Source organism: Nonomuraea phyllanthi (assembly GCF_006334985.2).
In the GTDB taxonomy this organism is placed as follows: Bacteria; Actinomycetota; Actinomycetes; order Streptosporangiales; family Streptosporangiaceae; genus Nonomuraea; species Nonomuraea phyllanthi.
Genome location: NZ_VDLX02000009.1, coordinates 341,082 through 356,287, shown reverse-complemented (window position 1 = coordinate 356,287; position 15,206 = coordinate 341,082). Strand labels below are relative to the sequence as shown.

Genomic DNA, 15,206 nt, shown 5'->3' with positions numbered 1-15,206 from the left:
GTGCAGGAGGCCGCTACCTCCGGCGGGCCTGCATGGGCCGGCGCGCCTGCGGCTGGGGCATCTCGACGACCGGCGCCGGGTAGGTGAGCTGCTGTTGCTGCTGGGCCGTACGGCGGCGCAGCTCCAGCTTGGCCACCAGCTCCGCGTCCTCGTGCAGCTCCTCCTCCGACGGCGAGAGGATCACCATGAGCAGCATGGTCAGCGTGATCAGGCTGATCACGGTCATGAGCGGCACCAGGAAGTCCAGCGCGTCGGCCCCGGAGACCATGCCGGGCTCGGCGTCGACCGTGACGTGCATCGCGTACATGCCGGTGTAGTGCATGCCCGACACGGCCACGCCCATGACGAGGGCGGCGAGCGTGATCCAGATGGGCTTCTTGACCCGGAGCGCGAACCACAGGGCCACCGTGGCCGCCACCACCGCGATGACCACGGAGGCGGCCACGGTGAGGCGGTCGTAGGAGACGTGGGCGGACATGTTCATCGCGTACATGCCCAGGTAGTGCATGGAGGCCACGCCGAGGCCCGTCAGGAGCCCGCCGCCGAGCAGCGCCAGGATCCGGCCGCCGCCGTAGGAGACGAGGAACAGGCCGGTGCCCACGACCACGATGGCCACCAGCGCCGAGGCCGCGGTCAGCCACACGTCATACTTGATCTGCGTGCCGTCCACCTGGAAGCCCATCATGGCGATGAAGTGCATGACCCAGACGCCGGTGCCGCCGATCGAGATGGCCGCGCCGAGCAGCCAGCGTATCCGGGAACCGCCGCGCGACGCGTGCGCCTGAGCGGTGAGCCTCAGCCCGAGCATCGATCCGATGCAGGACATCGCGTAGGCGAGCAGCGGCGTCAGCAGGCCATAGGCGAAATGGTTCACAGTGGTCATTTGTCGGTTCCTTGGGGATTAGGGGTTCCCGGATTGTGTCATCCGGGATGTCCTATTCGCATGGATAACACGACTATCTGTCAACTCACCAGTCGGAAACATGAGAAAGGTTCATGGCTTTGGAGGGTCCGTTCTGGCGGGCGATCGCGGTCTTCCGCGTCGCGTCGCTGGTGTACGCCGCGGCGCTGATGGCCCAGGCCGGCGGCTACGAGCGGCCCGTCCTGGGCTGGCTGGTGATCGGGGTGATGGCGCTGTGGACGGCCGTGGCCACGTTCGCCTACTCGGCCCGCTCGCCGCGCCGCCGCCCGCTGCTGGCGGCCGACCTGGCGATCGCGATGGCCTGCCTGCTCGTCTCCCCGTACGTCGAGGGCGCGGCCCAGAGCGTGCGCGGCACCATGGCCGTCCCCGCCACCTGGGTGGCCGGTCCCGTGCTGGCCTGGGCCGTGCACGGGGGCCGGCGGCTGGGCGCGGTGGCGGCCGCCGCCGTGGCGGCGGCCGACCTGTGGGTACGCGTCCGCGCCCACGAGTCGCCCATCCTGATCAACGGTGCCGTCCTGCTCTTCATGGCGGGCGTCGTGGTCGGCCACGTCGCCCGGCTGGCCGCGCAGGCCGAGGAGCGCCTGCAGCGGGCCACCCGGATGGAGGCGGCCCAGCGCGAGCGCGACCGGCTGGCCCGCGACATCCACGACTCGGTCTTACAGGTGCTGGCCATGGTGCACCGGCGCGGGCGGCAGATCGGCGGCGAGGCGGCCGAGCTGGGGCGCCTGGCCGGCGAGCAGGAGGCCGCCCTGCGCGATCTCATCAGCGGCCGGCCGCCGGACGAGGGCGCCACCGACCTGCGCTCCCTGCTGCTGCGGCACGCCTCGCCCCAGGTGACGGTCTCCACTCCGGCCACCCCGCCGGCCCTGCCGGCCGCCGTGGCCGAGGCCGCCGCGGCGGCGGTCGGAGCGGCGCTGGACAACGTCCGCGCCCACTGCGGCCCCGGGGCCCGGGCCTGGGTACTGGCGGAGTGGGGCGACGGCCCGCTGATCCTCAGCGTCAGGGACGACGGGCCGGGCATCCCGGACGGGCGTCTCGACGAGGCGGCGGCCGGCGGCCGCCTGGGCGTCGCCCGGTCCATCCGGGGACGGGTGGCGGAGCTGGGCGGGCAGGTGTCGATCGTGAGCGTCCCCGGCCAGGGCACCGAGGTGGAGATCACCTTCCCCGCCTGACCCCCCGCCTGACCCGCGGTCTCACCGGCCGGACTCCACCGGCTCGGCTCCACCCGGCTCGACTCCGCTCGGCTCGGCTAGGTCCGGCTCGGCTAGGACGCCCGGTCTCACCTCCGGTCCTTCGCGCCGGGGTCTCCGGCCTTCCTCAGAGCTCCACCCGCCCGGCGGCGTCCGCTCGTCCGTGCCTGCCTGGCGATGCCCACCCGCTCCGGGCCCTTCCGGCGGCCGCCCATCCGGGCCGCGCGCAGGAGGCGGCGGACCGTCCGGCCCCGCTCAGGAGGCGGTGGCCCCATCCGGCCGCGCCCGGAGAGCGGTGGAGCAGGGCGGCGGCCGGACGTGAGCTCCCATACCCGCCACGCACGGCAAGGGCCGCGGGCGCGGGGCCGGGAGGCCGGCTCAGCCGAAGAAGACCTCCGCCTCGGAGTAGCGCGAGACGGGGACGGTCTTCAGCTCGGCCGTCGCCTCGTCGAGGCCGACGCGGACGATCTCGGTGCCGCGCAGCGCCACCATCGTGCCGTAGTCGCCCTCGTGGGCCGCGTCGATGGCCTGCAGCCCGAACCTGGTGGCCAGCACCCGGTCGTACGCCGTGGGCGTGCCACCGCGCTGGATGTGGCCGAGCACCGTGGTGCGGGCCTCCTTGCCGGTGCGCTTCTCGATCTCCTTGGCCAGCATCTCGCCGATGCCGCCCAGCCTGACGTGGCCGAACGCGTCGAGCTCGCCGGTCTGCAGCTCCATCTGGCCCTCGATCGGGTGGGCGCCCTCGGCGACCACGATGATCGGGGAGTAGCGGGTGCGGAAGCGGGACTCGACGTATTCGCAGACGCGGTCGATGTCGAAGGGCCGCTCGGGGATGAGGATGACGTTCGCGCCGCCCGCCATGCCCGCGTGCAGCGCGATCCAGCCGGCGTGGCGGCCCATGACCTCGCAGATGAGCGCCCTGTGGTGGGACTCGGCGGTGGTGTGGAGGCGGTCGATGGCCTCCGTCGCGATGTTGACGGCGGTGTCGAAGCCGAAGGTGTAGTCGGTGCCCGACAGGTCGTTGTCGATGGTCTTGGGCACGCCGACCACGTGGACGCCGCGGTCGTAGAGCTGCTTGGCGACGCCCAGCGTGTCCTCGCCGCCGATGGCGATCAGCGCGTCGACACTGGTGGCGGCGAGGTTCTCCTTGATGCGGTCGACCCCGCCCTCGATCTTGATCGGATTGGTGCGGGAGGAGCCGAGAATGGTGCCGCCGCGCGGCAGGATGCCCCGCACGGCCTGGATGTCGAGCGGCATCGTGTCGCCTTCGAGTGGGCCACGCCAGCCGTCACGGAAGCCGACGAACTCATGGCCGTAAACGCTCACCCCCTTACGCACCACTGCCCTGATAACGGCGTTGAGACCGGGGCAGTCGCCGCCTCCGGTGAGCACTCCTATACGCATGGCGGGTTCCTCCCGATGGGGGTCACCTGATGTCAGACTCGCATTGTGCCCGCCGTCACGGGCAGTGGTCTAGACCAAACGCCCAGCCGCACGACATAAACCTGGATTGTGAGGAGATTTCGTGAGTGTGTTGGCCATAGACGCCGGGACGACAGGTGTTACCGCGCTCGTCGTCACGGAAGACGGGCAGATAGAGTCCAGAGGCTACGAGGAGTTCCGGCAGCACTTCCCGTCTCCCGGCTGGGTCGAGCACAATCCCGAGGATATCTGGCAGGCGACACTGTCGGCGTGCAGCGCGGCGCTGGGCGGCGCCTCCGGCTCGCCGACCTGCGTCGGGCTCGCCACCCAGCGCGAGACCGCCGTGCTGTGGGACCGGCGCACGCTGGCCGCGCCGTGCCGGGCCATCGTCTGGCAGGACCGGCGCACCACCGGGATCTGCGACCAGCTGCGCAAGGGCGGCCACGAGCCGCGCGTGTCGGAGCTGACCGGGCTGCGGCTCGACCCCTACTTCACGGCCACCAAGCTCACGTGGCTGGCCGAGCACGAGCCGGGTGTCTGGGAGGGCGTCGAGACCGGCAACGTGGCCGTCGGGACGGTGGATTCGTACCTCGTGGCCCGGCTCACGGGCGGCGCGCTGCACGTGACCGACCCGTCCAACGCCTCCCGCACGCTGCTGTACGGCCTCGCGTCCGGCGAGTGGGAGCCTGAGCTGTGCGAGCTGTTCGGGGTGCCCCAGCACGCGCTGCCCGAGATCGGGCCCAACTACGGGCCGATCGGCCGCACCGCGCCGTCGGCGTTCATGGGGCTGGAGCTGCCGATCAGCGGGATGGCCGGCGACCAGCAGGCGGCGCTGTTCGGGCAGATCTGCTTCGACGTGGGCGACGTGAAGTGCACGTACGGCACGGGCTCGTTCGTGCTGGCCAACCTGGGCGGGGAGATCGTCAGGTCCGAGTCGGGGCTGCTGACGACGGTGGCCTGGCAGACGCCGTCGGGCGAGCGCACGTTCGCCCTGGAGGGCTCGATCTTCGTGACCGGGGCGGCGGTGCAGTGGCTGCGTGACGGGCTGTGCATGATCGGTACGGCCGCCGAGTCGGAGAGCCTGGCCCGCACGGTGCCCGACAGCGGCGGCGTGGTGTTCGTGCCGGCGCTGACGGGGCTGGGCGCGCCGCACTGGGAGCCGGAGGCGCGCGGGCTGATCACCGGCATCACGCGCGGCACCACCCGCGCTCACCTGGCCAGGGCCACGCTGGAGGCGATCGCGTTCGAGGTGCGGGACGTGGTGGAGGCCATGACGAGCGGAGCCGTGCCGGTGCTCAAGGCCGACGGCGGGGCCAGCGCCAACGACCTGCTCATGCAGTTGCAGGCCGACCAGATCGGGGCGGCGGTGGAGCGGCCCGCCCTGGAGGAGACGACGGCGCTCGGGGCGGCCTTCCTGGCCGGGCTGGGCTCGGGGGTGTGGGCGTCGCAGGCCGAGCTGCGCAGGACGTGGCAGCTCGAACGGCGCTTCGAGCCCGGACCGCGCGACGACGACGCCTACGACCGGTGGCGCGCGGCGGTCGAGCTCGCCGGCCGGCCCTCGTCGGTCACCCACCGCTGACCTCCTGCCGGGCCGGGGCGTCCACCACGCCCATGACGTCGGCGACCCCGACGGTCCCGCCGTCCGGAGCGTCGCTGTAGCGGCGGGAGTCGAGGGCGACGTGGCGGTTGTCGTTCATGATCCACAGTCGTCCCCGCGGCACCTTGACCTCGAAGGCGACATAGGAGGCCGGGGGGGACATCAGGTACGGCTCCTCCAGCGGCGCGCGGTTCAGCTCCACCCGCCCCTTGTCGTCGCAGCAGCTCACCGTGCTCTCCGGCACGCCGATGACCCGCCCCACGCGCTGCGCGCCCGCCGTGGCGCCCGACCAGCCCTGGGGGGTGCGGAAGACAACGATGTCGCCGACGCGGGGAACGTAGTCGTCGGTCCGCCGGACCGTCAGGCGCGACCCCTTCTTGATGGTCGGCTCCATCGACTCGCTCGGGACGGTGATGGCGAAACCGCCGAGGGCCGACTCGACGAGCCCGCAGCCGGAGGCCGGCAGCAGGAGGAGCAGGGCGAGCGCGGGTAAGCGCGTACGGATCATCACGGCATTCTGCCGGACCCGCCGGCCACCCTGGCGTCAACCAAGGGTTGACGATTCCAGAGCGTCAACCTATGGTTGACGCATGAACAGCACCGTTCGTCTCGACGACCTCATCAGCGTGATCAAAACCCGTCATCCCGAGGGCGACCCGCTCGGGGAACTGTCCGACGCCGTGTCCCTGGGCGAGCACATCGGCGAGGTGGCCGACCACCTGATCGGCCACTTCGTCGACCAGGCCAGGCGGTCCGGCGCGTCCTGGACCGACATCGGGCGCAGCATGGGCGTCAGCAAGCAGGCCGCGCAGAAGCGGTTCGTGCCCAAGGAGGGCGGCTCGCTCGGCGACGACCTGCGCGCGTACGCCCGCTACACCAACCGCGCCCGCCGCGTGGTCGTGCTCGCGCAGCGGGAGGCGCAGACGGCGGGGCACGGCCACATCGAGGTGGGGCACCTGGTGCTGGGCCTGCTCGGCGAGCGGGACGGGCTCGCCGCCAAGACCGTCGTGGCCCTCGGCGCGTCGCTGGACGCCGCCAAGCAGGCCATCACGGCCGTGCTCGGGCCGGGCGAGGGGACTCCGCCCGCAGCCGTGCCGTTCACGGCGCAGAGCAAGAAGGTGCTGGAGCTGACGCTGCGCGAGTCGCTGCGACTGGGCCACCACTTCGTCGGCACCGAGCACCTGCTGCTGGGCGTCCTGTCGGCGGAGGAGGAGCCGGCGGCGCGGGCGCTGGCGGGCCTGGGCGTGACGAAGGAGCCCGCCGAGCGCGAGATCCTGCGAGCGCTCGACGAGATCCTGCACGACACGGACGGCTGACCCCGCGGGCCGGACGGCGCGCGGGGCCAGGCGGCGGGGGTCAGGCGGCGCGGGTCAGGCGGCGCCGGCCGGGCCCTGGGCGAAGCGGGTCAGCACGTTGGTCGTCGCGCGGCGGGTGAAGGCGGCGGCGCCCGCCGGCACGCCGTGGCCGCAGCGCCTCCCCCGCATCGCGCACACCCAGCGCATCGTGCCGGACGCGAACACCCCCGCCCCGCTGGGCGCCACGTAGTAGGTGGTGTGCGAGACGGTCGCCCGGCCGCCGCAGGAGAACGGCGACTCCGCCAGCACCCGCACGTTCCGCGGCGAGCCCCGCGACACCTTGTCGCTCTCCGGTCCGACCATCCCGGGGAAGCTCCTGCCCTTGGTGCCGGCGAAGATCCAGTGGCCCGGCCGGGTCACCCGGTAGACGCCGTCGGCGGGGAAGCAGTCGTACATCTGCCCCACCAGCCCGCTCTCCGGCTCCGAGTCCCGCCACAGCCGGCACAGCCGCTCCTTGTCGCAGGCGAGCGTCCTGCCGTGCATCGCGATCCGCCAGTAGACGGCGTTGGCGCCGAGGAAGGCCAGGTTCGTGCCGCTGTCCCTGGCCTTGGTGACGGTGTCGCGCATGGCGGGCGACCAGTACTCGTCGTGGCCGAGCGACACCACCGCGCGGGCGCCGTCGAGCGCGCCCGGCTTCAGGTCGAGGTCGGTCAGGTACGCCAGCGGCACGTGGCTCCGCTCGGCCACGGCCAGCGCGGCCCTCTCGAAGTCGAGGAAGAGCCGGGCCCCGTCGTGGTCGTACGGGCGGTCGAAGGTGACCGCGCGGGAGCGGCCCGCGAACCCGCCGGGGCCCTTGTAGAGGCTGCGGCCGCCCCACAGGTTGTACGCCTGCCAGGTGGTGACCGCGTTGACGATGACCACGCGCCCGGCGGTGGTGGCCGAGCGCACGGTGACCGGGACGTAGCGCTGCGCCCCGGTGGAGGCGTCGAGCCTGATCAGGTACGCGCCCTCCGGCCAGCCGGCCGTCTCCACGGTGAGCGAGGGACGCCAGTGCGCCGCGCTCGCCATGCCGTCCACGAGCCGCATGGGCTCCTGGCGCATCCCCTTGACCTCCCGTGACTGCCAGACCTTGGCCGGGTTGGCGCCCATGCGGAAGGCGGCGGCGGTGAAGCGCGGCGCGGTGGTGGACACGCGCAGCCGGAAGCTCTCGCCCGGCAGGACGCTCACCTGGTCGGCGTAGCCCTCGATCTCGTGCTCCGCGCCGCGCCGGGTGATCCGCCACGACTCCTGCACGTCCACCGGGGACGGCCCGGGCGACGGCGCGGAAGATTGCGCCGTGGACGGCGCCGAAGACACGGTGACGGGAGCGGGCAGGGAGGGGGCCGGGGGCACACTGCCGCACCCGGCCACGACCAGCAGCAGGACGAGGACCTTTCGCACAGGCCCATGGTCATGACCGGCCGTCCCGGCGGGCCCGCGACTTGGCCAACTCCTTACATGATCAGCACGCAGGCCGGGCGTTCGACCCCGTACGCCTGCCCGGAAGGCTCGGGAACGCCCTCTTTCAGGCTGAAGACGGTGACGGCGTCGGACTGCTGGTTGGCGACGTACATGGTGGCGCCGTCGATGGCGAAGTGCCGGGGCCAGTCGCCGCCCGACCGCACCTCGGCCACCGGCGACAGGTCGGCGGCGCGCAGCACCGAGATCGTGTTGGGGCCGCGGTTGGCGACGTAGACGAAATCTCCCTCGACCTGGAGGTGGGAGGGGTGGTTCTCGCCCTCGCAGCGGGAGGCGGGGGCGACGGTGCGGCGCTCGCCCTCGATGAGGGTGACGGAGCCGTCGAGCTCACCCGCCACGTACAGGCGGGATCCGGCGAACGCGAAGTGGCGCGGCCCCGTGCCCGGGTGCATCGCGATGGGCTCCAGGGGCGTGCCGTCGAGGCGGTAGCGGCGGATCTCGTCGGTGCCGAGGTCGGAGACGTGCAGGATGCCCTCGTGGAAGACCGCCTGGTGGGCGTGCGGGCCCTCCTGGCGGGAGCGGTTCGGCCCCGAGCCCTCGTGGCGCAGCACGATCGGGTCGCCCTCGAACGCGCCGCGGTCGTCGAGGCGCTGGATCACGGCCGTGCCGTCGCCGTAGTTGGCCGCCGCGAGCACGGTGCCCGCCGGGTCGACGGCGACGTGGCAGGGGCTGTCGCCCTCGCTCGGCCGCTCGTCGAACGGGCTCAGGGCCGGCTCGGTCCTGAAGGCGGTCAGCCAGCCGCGCCCGAGCTCGCCGGCGGCGTACAGCACCGGCAGGGTGGGGTGAGCGGCCAGGAACGACGGCGACGCCACTCTGGCCGGCTCGCCGCCGAGGGTGACGATGCCGGGGCCGTACCCGCCTACGTAGACCTGCTTCACAGCCGGGGTCCTCTCATGGTTGACTAGAGCAATGGACTCTTTGACAAAGGCAAGGGTTTCCAAGGTCCGAGCCTTCAACCGGTTCTATACGAAGGTGATCGGAGTTCTGCAGGCGGGCATGCTCGACTCGCCGTACTCGCTGGCGGAGGTGCGGGTGCTGTTCGAGCTGGCGCACGACGCGCCGATGGAGACCGGGCGGCTGCGCGCCGTGCTCGACCTCGACGCGGGCTACCTGAGCCGGATCCTGACCCGGCTCGACGCCGACGGGCTGGTCGCGCGCGAGCGCTCCACGTCCGACGCGCGCAAGCAGCTCGTACGGCTCACGCCCGCGGGCGCGGAGACCTTCGGCAAGCTCGACGAGCGCTCGGCCGAGGAGATCGAGCGGCTGCTGGCGCGGCTGCCCGACGAGGGCCAGGAGCGGCTGGTCGCCGGCATGGCCACGATCAGGCGGCTGCTCGGGGACGACGGCGGGCGGGCGCCGTACGTGATCAGGCCGCCCCGCACCGGCGACCTCGGCTGGGTCGTCTTCCGCCACGGCGACCTGTACGCCCGCGAATACGGCTGGGGCACCGACTTCGAGCAGCTCGTCGCCACGATCGTGGGCGAGCTGGACTTCTCGCGGGACGCCGGCTGGATCGCCGAGGTGGACGGCGAGCGGGCCGGATGCGTGTTCTGCGTGCGGCAGGACGACACGACGGCCAAGCTGCGCATGCTGCTGGTGGAGCCGTCCGCCCGTGGGCTCGGCATCGGGCGGCGGCTCGTGGAGGAGTGCCTGCTGCACGCCAAGGCGGCGGGCTTCAAGCGGATCACGCTGTGGACCCGCGACTGCCTGGTGAGCGCGCGGCGCATCTACCAGGCGGCCGGGTTCGAGCTGGAGTCGGAGGAGAAGGCCACGGAGAACGGGCTCGAGGTCACCGACCAGGTGTGGTCGCGCGACCTCTAGGCCACCAGTTGAGCGGGCCCGCCAGGCGCATCAGGCTCGGCACCAGCACCGCCCTGATCACCGTGGCGTCCACCAGCACGGCCACCGCCATGCCGACGCCCAGCATCTGCACGAACGCCACCTGGGCCGTGGCGTAGGCGGCGAACGTGAGCGCCAGGATGCCGCCGGCGGCCGTGATGAGCGGCGCGCCGCGCTGCAGGCCCGCGGCCACGGCCTCCCCCGTGTCGCCCGTCCTGTCGTACTCCTCCTTGATCCGGGAGAGCAGGAACACCTCATAGTCCATGGATAAGGCCGTACGCGACGCACAGCATCAGGATCGGGATGCTCGGGTCGAGCGAGCCGGTCGGGGTGAAGCCGAGCAGGCCGGACAGGTGGCCCTCCTGGAAGACCCAGACGAGGGCGCCGAACATGACGCCCAGGCTGAGCAGGTTCAGCAGGGACGCCTTGAGGGGGATGACCAGGCTCCTCGTCATGCCGGCCAGCACCGCGAACGTGACGCCGAACATGAGGGCCAGCACCAGGGGGAGCCGGTCCACGACGGAGGAGCGGTAGTCGGCCAGCTCGGCCGGGTAGCCGCCGACCAGCACCTCGAACGGCGGCTCGACCGCGCGCACCGCCGCGACCAGGCGCACGGGGTCGCCGGCCAGCGCCTCGGCGGACGGCACCACGGACAGCCAGGCGCCCCGTCCGCGGAACCGCTCCGGATCGCCGTCGCCGACGCGCCGGCCGCCGGCGTACGAGCCCGCGGCGGAGTCGACCTGGGCCACCCCGGGCAGGGCGGACAGCGTCTCGGCGTACCGCGTGGCCTCCCCCGCCGCGCGGTCCTTCGAGACGATCTGGATGGCGTCGGTCTCCTCCGCGGGGAACGTCCGGCGGATGACCTCCTGGGTCTGCCGCGACGACGCCTCCGGCGGCAGGACGCGGTCGTCGGCCACGCCGAAGCGCAGGCCCAGGAACGGCGAGGCGAGCAGCAGCAGCACCGCCGTGGCCAGCCCGCCGAAGACCAGCGGCCGGCGCATCACCCGGGTGGCCAGCGCGTGCCAGAAGCCGGCGGCGCGCTCGTGCCCGTCCCGCTCGGGCCTGTCCCGCTCGGGCCTGTCCCGCTTGGTCACCATCGTGCCGCCGATCGAGGCGAGCACCGCGGGCAGCACGACGACCGCCGCGAGCAGGCCGCCGGCGACGACGGCGATGCCCGCGTACGCGAAGGAGCGCAGGAAGTCGAAGGGCAGCGCGAACAGCACGGCCAGCGACGTGGCCACGGTGAGCCCGCTGAACAGCACGGTCCGCCCGGCGTGCTCGACGGCCGTGGCGATCGCGCCGGCCCGGTCCGCGCCGCGCCGCGTCTCCTCGCGGAATCGCTGGATCACGAACAGGCAGGAGTCGATGCCGAGGCCGAGCCCCATGGCCAGGGTCAGGTTCAGGGCGAACGTCGATATCTCAGCAAATATCAGGACTCCGCGCAGGAGCCCCAGCCCGATCACCATCGCGAACACCCCGGCCAGGATCGGCACCAGCGCCGCCATGACCCGCCGCTGGTAGAACCAGAGCAGCACGAAGGCCAGCGGGAAGATGACCAGCTCGGCCCGTACGAAGTCCTGCCTGGCCAGCGGCACCGTCTCCCTGAACACCTCCTCCCCTCCCCCGGCCCGCACCTGGAGCAGCCGGGTGCCCTTGGTGATCTCGGGCACGAGCGCGGGCAGCACCTCCTGCCGCACGTGGCCCGCGTCCCCGGGGATGCGCACGACGATCAGGGCGTGCCGGCCGTCCTCGCTGCGCAGTGTGGCGGGCCCGCCCCGGGTCCAGTACGAGGCGGACTCGGCGACCCCCTCCCACCCGGCGATCCGCGCGGTCAGCTCCCTGCCCTCGGCCTCGACGGCGGGGTCGTCCACGGTGCCCGACCGGGCGGTCACCAGGAACACCATGTCGGGGCTGCCGGTGCCGAACCGCTCCGCCAGCTCGGCCTGAGCCCGGTCCGACTCGCTGCCCGGCGCCTCGAACCTGGACAGCGACAGCCGCGGCACCGCCCCCGCCGCCAGCGCCCCGGCCAGGACGAGCACGGCGGCGGCCAGGGCCAGCACGACCTTGCGGCGCCGTACGAGCAGGAATCCCAGCCTGCGCAGCGGCGGCCCGCCCGTCTGCTCCCGCGCCGGCCGTACCCGCGTGTTCACCGCCATGTGTGACTCCCCCCGAGCGAAACTCGGTAAACTGCTCGTGTTTTGCTGTCGGCCCAGAAATACAAGTAAATGCTCGCATTTGTCAACGAGGAGACCCATGCCTGAACGCACGGTCCGCCGGCAGGCGCGCGGCCTGAAGCGCATGGCGGAGATCCTCGACGCCGCCGAGTCGGTGATCGCCGAGGTGGGATATCCGGACCTGACCACCAACCAGGTCGCCGCGCGGGCGGGGATGTCGCCGGGGTCGCTGTACCAGTTCTTCCGCAACAAGGACGAGATCCTCGACGGGCTGGTGGCGCGCTACACGGTCGAGCGGCAGGAGTTCTGGGCCGCGCGCCTGGCCGCGGTCACCCCGGAGGTGCCGCTGGAGGATCTGGTGGGGCGGTTCGTGGACGAGAGCGTGCGCTTCAAGAGCGCGTCGCCCGCGTACTGGGCGCTGCTGTACGGGTCGGCCACGGGTGACCGGCTGGCCGAGGCGGCGCAGCACATCCACGCCGAGATCGCCCGGCAGGTGGCCGGCCTGCTGCGCCGCCGCTCCCCCGGCCTGCCCGAGGAGCGCGCGACGCTCATGGGCACGATGGCGGTGGCGATGGTGAAGGCGGTGATGCCGCTGGTCAGCTCGGCTCCGCCGGAGCGCGGCGAGGAACTGGTGGCCGAGCTGAAGCTCGCGCTGGTGCGCTACCTGGCCTGATCAGGCGCGGTGTCCGACCTGATCGGCCTCACCTGGTCAGGCGCGGAACGGCCCCGCCACCTCGAACGTGTGGCCTTCGGTGCGGCCGCGCCTGGCCGAGAAGTAGAGGCGCTCGCCGCCCGGCGAGAAGGCGAGCCCGGTCAGCTCCGCCCCGGCGTGCCCGGTCAGCCTGAGGAACGGCGTGACCGCGCGGTCGGGGGCGATGACGTCGATCTCGGTCGTCTCCCTGGCCACGTAGAGGTCGCCGGAGGGAGCGGCGGTGATCGCGCGCACGCCCTCGCACAGCCGCTCCAGCGTGCCTGCCTGCGTGTCGTAGGCCCACAGGCCCGTGTCGCCCTTGGTCGTGAAGTAGCACACCCCGCCCGCGTAGTGGCAGCCGTCGCCGCCGTCGAAGTGGCGGGCGTCGTCGACCTGGTGGCGGGCCGCCGTGCGCAGCGCCGCCGGGGAGGGCACCGCCTGCCAGCGGCCCGACGCGCACAGGACCTCCAGCGTGCCCTCCGTCAGGTCGCCCCAGTCGCCCGGCCTGAACCGGTAGAAGCAGCCGTCGTGCTCGTCCTCCGTCATGTAGACCACGCGCCGCTCCGGGTCGCACGCGGCGGCCTCGTGCCGGAAGCGCCCCATGGCCAGGCGCGGACGGGCGGCCCGCGCGCCGTAGGGGTCGCACTCGAAGACCCGGCCGCGGTCGCCCAGCTCGCACGAGAGCCAGCTGTGCCACGGCGTGGCGCCGCCCGCGCAGTTGAGGTCCGTGCCCGACAGGATGCGGTACGCGTCGCCGACGCTGCCGTCGCCGCGGAACCGCAGCGCCGAGGCGCCGCCGAGCAGCGGCAGCTCGGAGTTGGAGACGTAGATCCAGCCGGCGCCGTCGGGGAAGCAGGCGCCTCCGTCAGGGGCGGCGTGCCAGGTCAGCCCGGCGACCTTGTGGCCGGAGCGCGCCACGACCCTGCCGGTGAAGCCGGAGGGCAGCGCGAGACCGCAGGCGCCCGGCAACCCGAGCGGGCCGTACGGGCTGGTGCCGCCCCGCAAGAGCGGGCCCGTGCGGAGGAGAGTCTTGTGGGACATCGTGGGCCTCCCTCTAGGTGCCACGCTAGTCGACCGCACGGACATGAATGGCAAGGACTCGCGACATCAAACTCTGCGCAAACCCCGAGGCCCCTCCGCGCGATCAGCGCGCTAACGGGCGTACACGAACCAGCGGCCCGCCTCCTCGTGGCACTCCGTCACCTCGAACCCGCTCTCCCCGGCCAGCCACGGCGCGTCGGAGGCCGAGACGTCCGCCCACCCGAACCACTCGCCGGCCACCTCGCCCTGGCGCAGGCGCACCCGGTCGATCCTGCTCGGGGTGCCCGGGGGCGCGACCTCCGCGATCACCTCGCCGCCCGGCCTGACGAGCTGGCGCATGCGGCGCAGCAGTGCCACCGGGTCGCCGCCGATGCCGATGTTGCCGTCCGCCAGCAGGGCCGTCGCCCACCGGCCCGCGCCGGGCACCCGTCCGAACACGTCCCTGCACAGCGCCATCCCGCCGGCCTGGAGCGTCAGCCGTACGGCGTGCGGGGTGACGTCGATGCCGAGCGCGGCGACGCCGCGGGCGGCCAGCGCCACCGTCAGCCGTCCCGGACCGGAGCCGACGTCGAGGGTGGGCCCGGTGCAGCGGGACAGCATGGCCTCGTCGCCGTCGATGGGCCGCAGCCAGCGCATGGCCCGGAGGGGTTCGCGGCGGCCGTCGGCGTACTCGATGTCGATCTCGGCGCCCTGCAGCGACTCCTCGTACAGCTCACCGATCACCTGGCGGCTCCCGCACCGAGACGTGCGGCGAGGGCGACCCCTGGGGGGGCATCGTGCGGATCACCGGGCGGGACATCGAGAGGAGCGGGCGGCCGGGTGCCGAAGCGGGCGAGGGTGGCGGCGAAGCGGGTGTACGGGGCCAGCGCGGCGACCTCGCGGGCGTCGGCGGCGTCGTCCACGTCGATCAGCGCGGGCAGCATGGCGACCGACAGCCCGCTCAGCCGGCGCAGCTGGGCCGCGCCCGTGTCCGGCCTGGACATGGGCACGCCGAGCAGCAGCGCCGGATCGGGGCGGCGCAGGCCGAGCAGCCAGAACCCGCCGTCGGCGGCGGGGCCGAACACCGCGTCGTGCTCCTCCAGCGCCGCCGCGGCCCGGGTGAGGAGGCCGGCGGTGAGCTGGGGGGTGTCCATGCCGACGAGGACCACGGGAAGCGGGCGGCGGGCGTGGACGTCGTGGAAGGCCCAGGCGAGCCGCTCGTCCAGGCCGCCGCCGCGCTGCCGTACCAGCTCGAACCCCGGGGGCAGGTCGTCCGGGCCGATGTCGTCCGGGCCGGCGTCGGCGGCGAGGACCCGGGCGGCGGCGGGGGTCGCGGCGACGGCGTCCAGGGTGTCCGCCAGTGCCGCCGCGGCCAGATCGGCCGCCTCTTCCGGCGTGTACGGGGGCGTCAGGCGCGTCTTCACGTGCCCGGGACGCGGCCGCTTGGCCAGCACCACGATCTGCGTGCGGTCGTTCATATCCCGGCACGCTAGATCCACAAGGGGCGGCCAGCTCTTACGTGCCGCTTACGTCATGCC

Annotated in this window: 15 protein-coding genes; 5 read left to right on the top strand and 10 right to left on the bottom strand. The window is 73.2% G+C overall.

Annotated features, from left to right (window positions below; genetic code table 11):
- Positions 1-13 precede the first annotated feature (13 nt).
- Positions 14-883: an MHYT domain-containing protein gene (locus FH608_RS25470; RefSeq protein WP_193318614.1), complete on the bottom strand. Its 870-nt coding sequence runs from the start codon at positions 881-883 to the stop codon at positions 14-16.
- A 113-nt stretch (positions 884-996) separates the two neighbouring features.
- Between FH608_RS25470 and macS the strand changes: the two genes are divergently transcribed.
- Complete coding sequence (macS, locus tag FH608_RS25465) at positions 997-2,094, top strand: MacS family sensor histidine kinase (RefSeq protein ID WP_139633098.1); 1,098 nt, start codon at positions 997-999, stop codon at positions 2,092-2,094.
- 396 nt (positions 2,095-2,490) lie between these two features.
- Here macS and FH608_RS25460 read toward each other — a convergent pair whose 3' ends face one another.
- Positions 2,491-3,516 carry a 6-phosphofructokinase gene (locus FH608_RS25460; protein ID WP_139633097.1) on the bottom strand — a complete coding sequence of 342 codons (1,026 nt, stop codon included), beginning with the start codon at positions 3,514-3,516 and terminating at the stop codon, positions 2,491-2,493.
- A 121-nt stretch (positions 3,517-3,637) separates the two neighbouring features.
- Between FH608_RS25460 and FH608_RS25455 the strand changes: the two genes are divergently transcribed.
- Positions 3,638-5,113, top strand: coding sequence for an FGGY family carbohydrate kinase (locus FH608_RS25455; RefSeq protein ID WP_139633096.1), 1,476 nt, complete (start codon positions 3,638-3,640; stop codon positions 5,111-5,113).
- Here the strand turns inward: FH608_RS25455 and lepB are convergent.
- A complete protein-coding gene (gene lepB, locus FH608_RS25450) occupies positions 5,100-5,639 on the bottom strand; it encodes a signal peptidase I (RefSeq protein WP_139633095.1) in 540 nt (179 codons plus the stop codon). The two genes, FH608_RS25455 and lepB, sit on opposite strands and share 14 nt — an antisense overlap.
- 82 nt (positions 5,640-5,721) lie before the next feature.
- Here lepB and FH608_RS25445 point away from each other — a divergent pair, with 82 nt between their 5' ends.
- Complete coding sequence (locus FH608_RS25445) at positions 5,722-6,447, top strand: Clp protease N-terminal domain-containing protein (protein WP_139633094.1); 726 nt, start codon at positions 5,722-5,724, stop codon at positions 6,445-6,447.
- 54 nt (positions 6,448-6,501) lie between these two features.
- On the opposite strand, the gene FH608_RS25440 is transcribed toward FH608_RS25445, so the two are convergent.
- On the bottom strand, positions 6,502-7,866 hold the full coding sequence (locus tag FH608_RS25440) for a N,N-dimethylformamidase beta subunit family domain-containing protein (protein WP_139633093.1): 1,365 nt from the start codon (positions 7,864-7,866) through the stop codon (positions 6,502-6,504).
- A 53-nt stretch (positions 7,867-7,919) separates the two neighbouring features.
- Entirely contained in the window at positions 7,920-8,822 is a 903-nt protein-coding gene (locus FH608_RS25435) for a lactonase family protein (protein ID WP_193318613.1), read from the bottom strand.
- Between the two features lie 94 nt (positions 8,823-8,916).
- Here FH608_RS25435 and FH608_RS25430 point away from each other — a divergent pair, with 94 nt between their 5' ends.
- On the top strand, positions 8,917-9,765 hold the full coding sequence (locus FH608_RS25430; protein WP_226899876.1) for a bifunctional helix-turn-helix transcriptional regulator/GNAT family N-acetyltransferase: 849 nt from the start codon (positions 8,917-8,919) through the stop codon (positions 9,763-9,765).
- On the opposite strand, the gene FH608_RS52950 is transcribed toward FH608_RS25430, so the two are convergent.
- Complete coding sequence (locus FH608_RS52950; protein ID WP_226899875.1) at positions 9,734-10,048, bottom strand: MMPL family transporter; 315 nt, start codon at positions 10,046-10,048, stop codon at positions 9,734-9,736. The genes FH608_RS25430 and FH608_RS52950 overlap by 32 nt on opposite strands.
- Entirely contained in the window at positions 10,038-11,939 is a 1,902-nt protein-coding gene (locus FH608_RS25425; RefSeq protein WP_226899874.1) for an MMPL family transporter, read from the bottom strand. Before FH608_RS25425 ends, FH608_RS52950 begins: the two co-directional genes overlap by 11 nt.
- A gap of 97 nt (positions 11,940-12,036) precedes the next feature.
- Here FH608_RS25425 and FH608_RS25420 point away from each other — a divergent pair, with 97 nt between their 5' ends.
- A complete protein-coding gene (locus FH608_RS25420; protein WP_139633090.1) occupies positions 12,037-12,630 on the top strand; it encodes a TetR/AcrR family transcriptional regulator in 594 nt (197 codons plus the stop codon).
- A 36-nt stretch (positions 12,631-12,666) separates the two neighbouring features.
- Here the strand turns inward: FH608_RS25420 and FH608_RS25415 are convergent, their stop codons facing one another.
- The 3 genes from FH608_RS25415 to FH608_RS25405 form a co-directional block, all read right to left on the bottom strand.
- Positions 12,667-13,689: an alkaline phosphatase PhoX gene (locus tag FH608_RS25415; RefSeq protein WP_139633089.1), complete on the bottom strand. Its 1,023-nt coding sequence runs from the start codon at positions 13,687-13,689 to the stop codon at positions 12,667-12,669.
- 111 nt (positions 13,690-13,800) lie between these two features.
- Positions 13,801-14,412 carry a class I SAM-dependent methyltransferase gene (locus tag FH608_RS25410; RefSeq protein WP_139633088.1) on the bottom strand — a complete coding sequence of 204 codons (612 nt, stop codon included), beginning with the start codon at positions 14,410-14,412 and terminating at the stop codon, positions 13,801-13,803.
- On the bottom strand, positions 14,409-15,146 hold the full coding sequence (locus FH608_RS25405; RefSeq protein ID WP_139633087.1) for a TIGR04282 family arsenosugar biosynthesis glycosyltransferase: 738 nt from the start codon (positions 15,144-15,146) through the stop codon (positions 14,409-14,411). The genes FH608_RS25410 and FH608_RS25405 overlap by 4 nt, the downstream gene beginning before the upstream one ends.
- Positions 15,147-15,206 lie beyond the last annotated feature (60 nt).

Excerpts from the sequence above, each read along its gene's own strand:
- FH608_RS25425 (WP_226899874.1), bottom strand. The coding sequence starts at position 11,939 with ATGGCGGTGAACACGCGGGTACGGCCGGCGCGGGAGCAGACGGGCGGG.
- FH608_RS25470 (WP_193318614.1), bottom strand. The coding sequence starts at position 883 with ATGACCACTGTGAACCATTTCGCCTATGGCCTGCTGACGCCGCTGCTC.
- FH608_RS25460 (WP_139633097.1), bottom strand. The coding sequence starts at position 3,516 with ATGCGTATAGGAGTGCTCACCGGAGGCGGCGACTGCCCCGGTCTCAAC.
- FH608_RS25405 (WP_139633087.1), bottom strand. The coding sequence starts at position 15,146 with ATGAACGACCGCACGCAGATCGTGGTGCTGGCCAAGCGGCCGCGTCCC.
- FH608_RS25420 (WP_139633090.1), top strand. The coding sequence starts at position 12,037 with ATGCCTGAACGCACGGTCCGCCGGCAGGCGCGCGGCCTGAAGCGCATG.
- FH608_RS52950 (WP_226899875.1), bottom strand. The coding sequence starts at position 10,048 with ATGGACTATGAGGTGTTCCTGCTCTCCCGGATCAAGGAGGAGTACGAC.
- macS (WP_139633098.1), top strand. The coding sequence starts at position 997 with ATGGCTTTGGAGGGTCCGTTCTGGCGGGCGATCGCGGTCTTCCGCGTC.
- lepB (WP_139633095.1), bottom strand. The coding sequence starts at position 5,639 with ATGATCCGTACGCGCTTACCCGCGCTCGCCCTGCTCCTCCTGCTGCCG.
- FH608_RS25415 (WP_139633089.1), bottom strand. The coding sequence starts at position 13,689 with ATGTCCCACAAGACTCTCCTCCGCACGGGCCCGCTCTTGCGGGGCGGC.
- FH608_RS25445 (WP_139633094.1), top strand. The coding sequence starts at position 5,722 with ATGAACAGCACCGTTCGTCTCGACGACCTCATCAGCGTGATCAAAACC.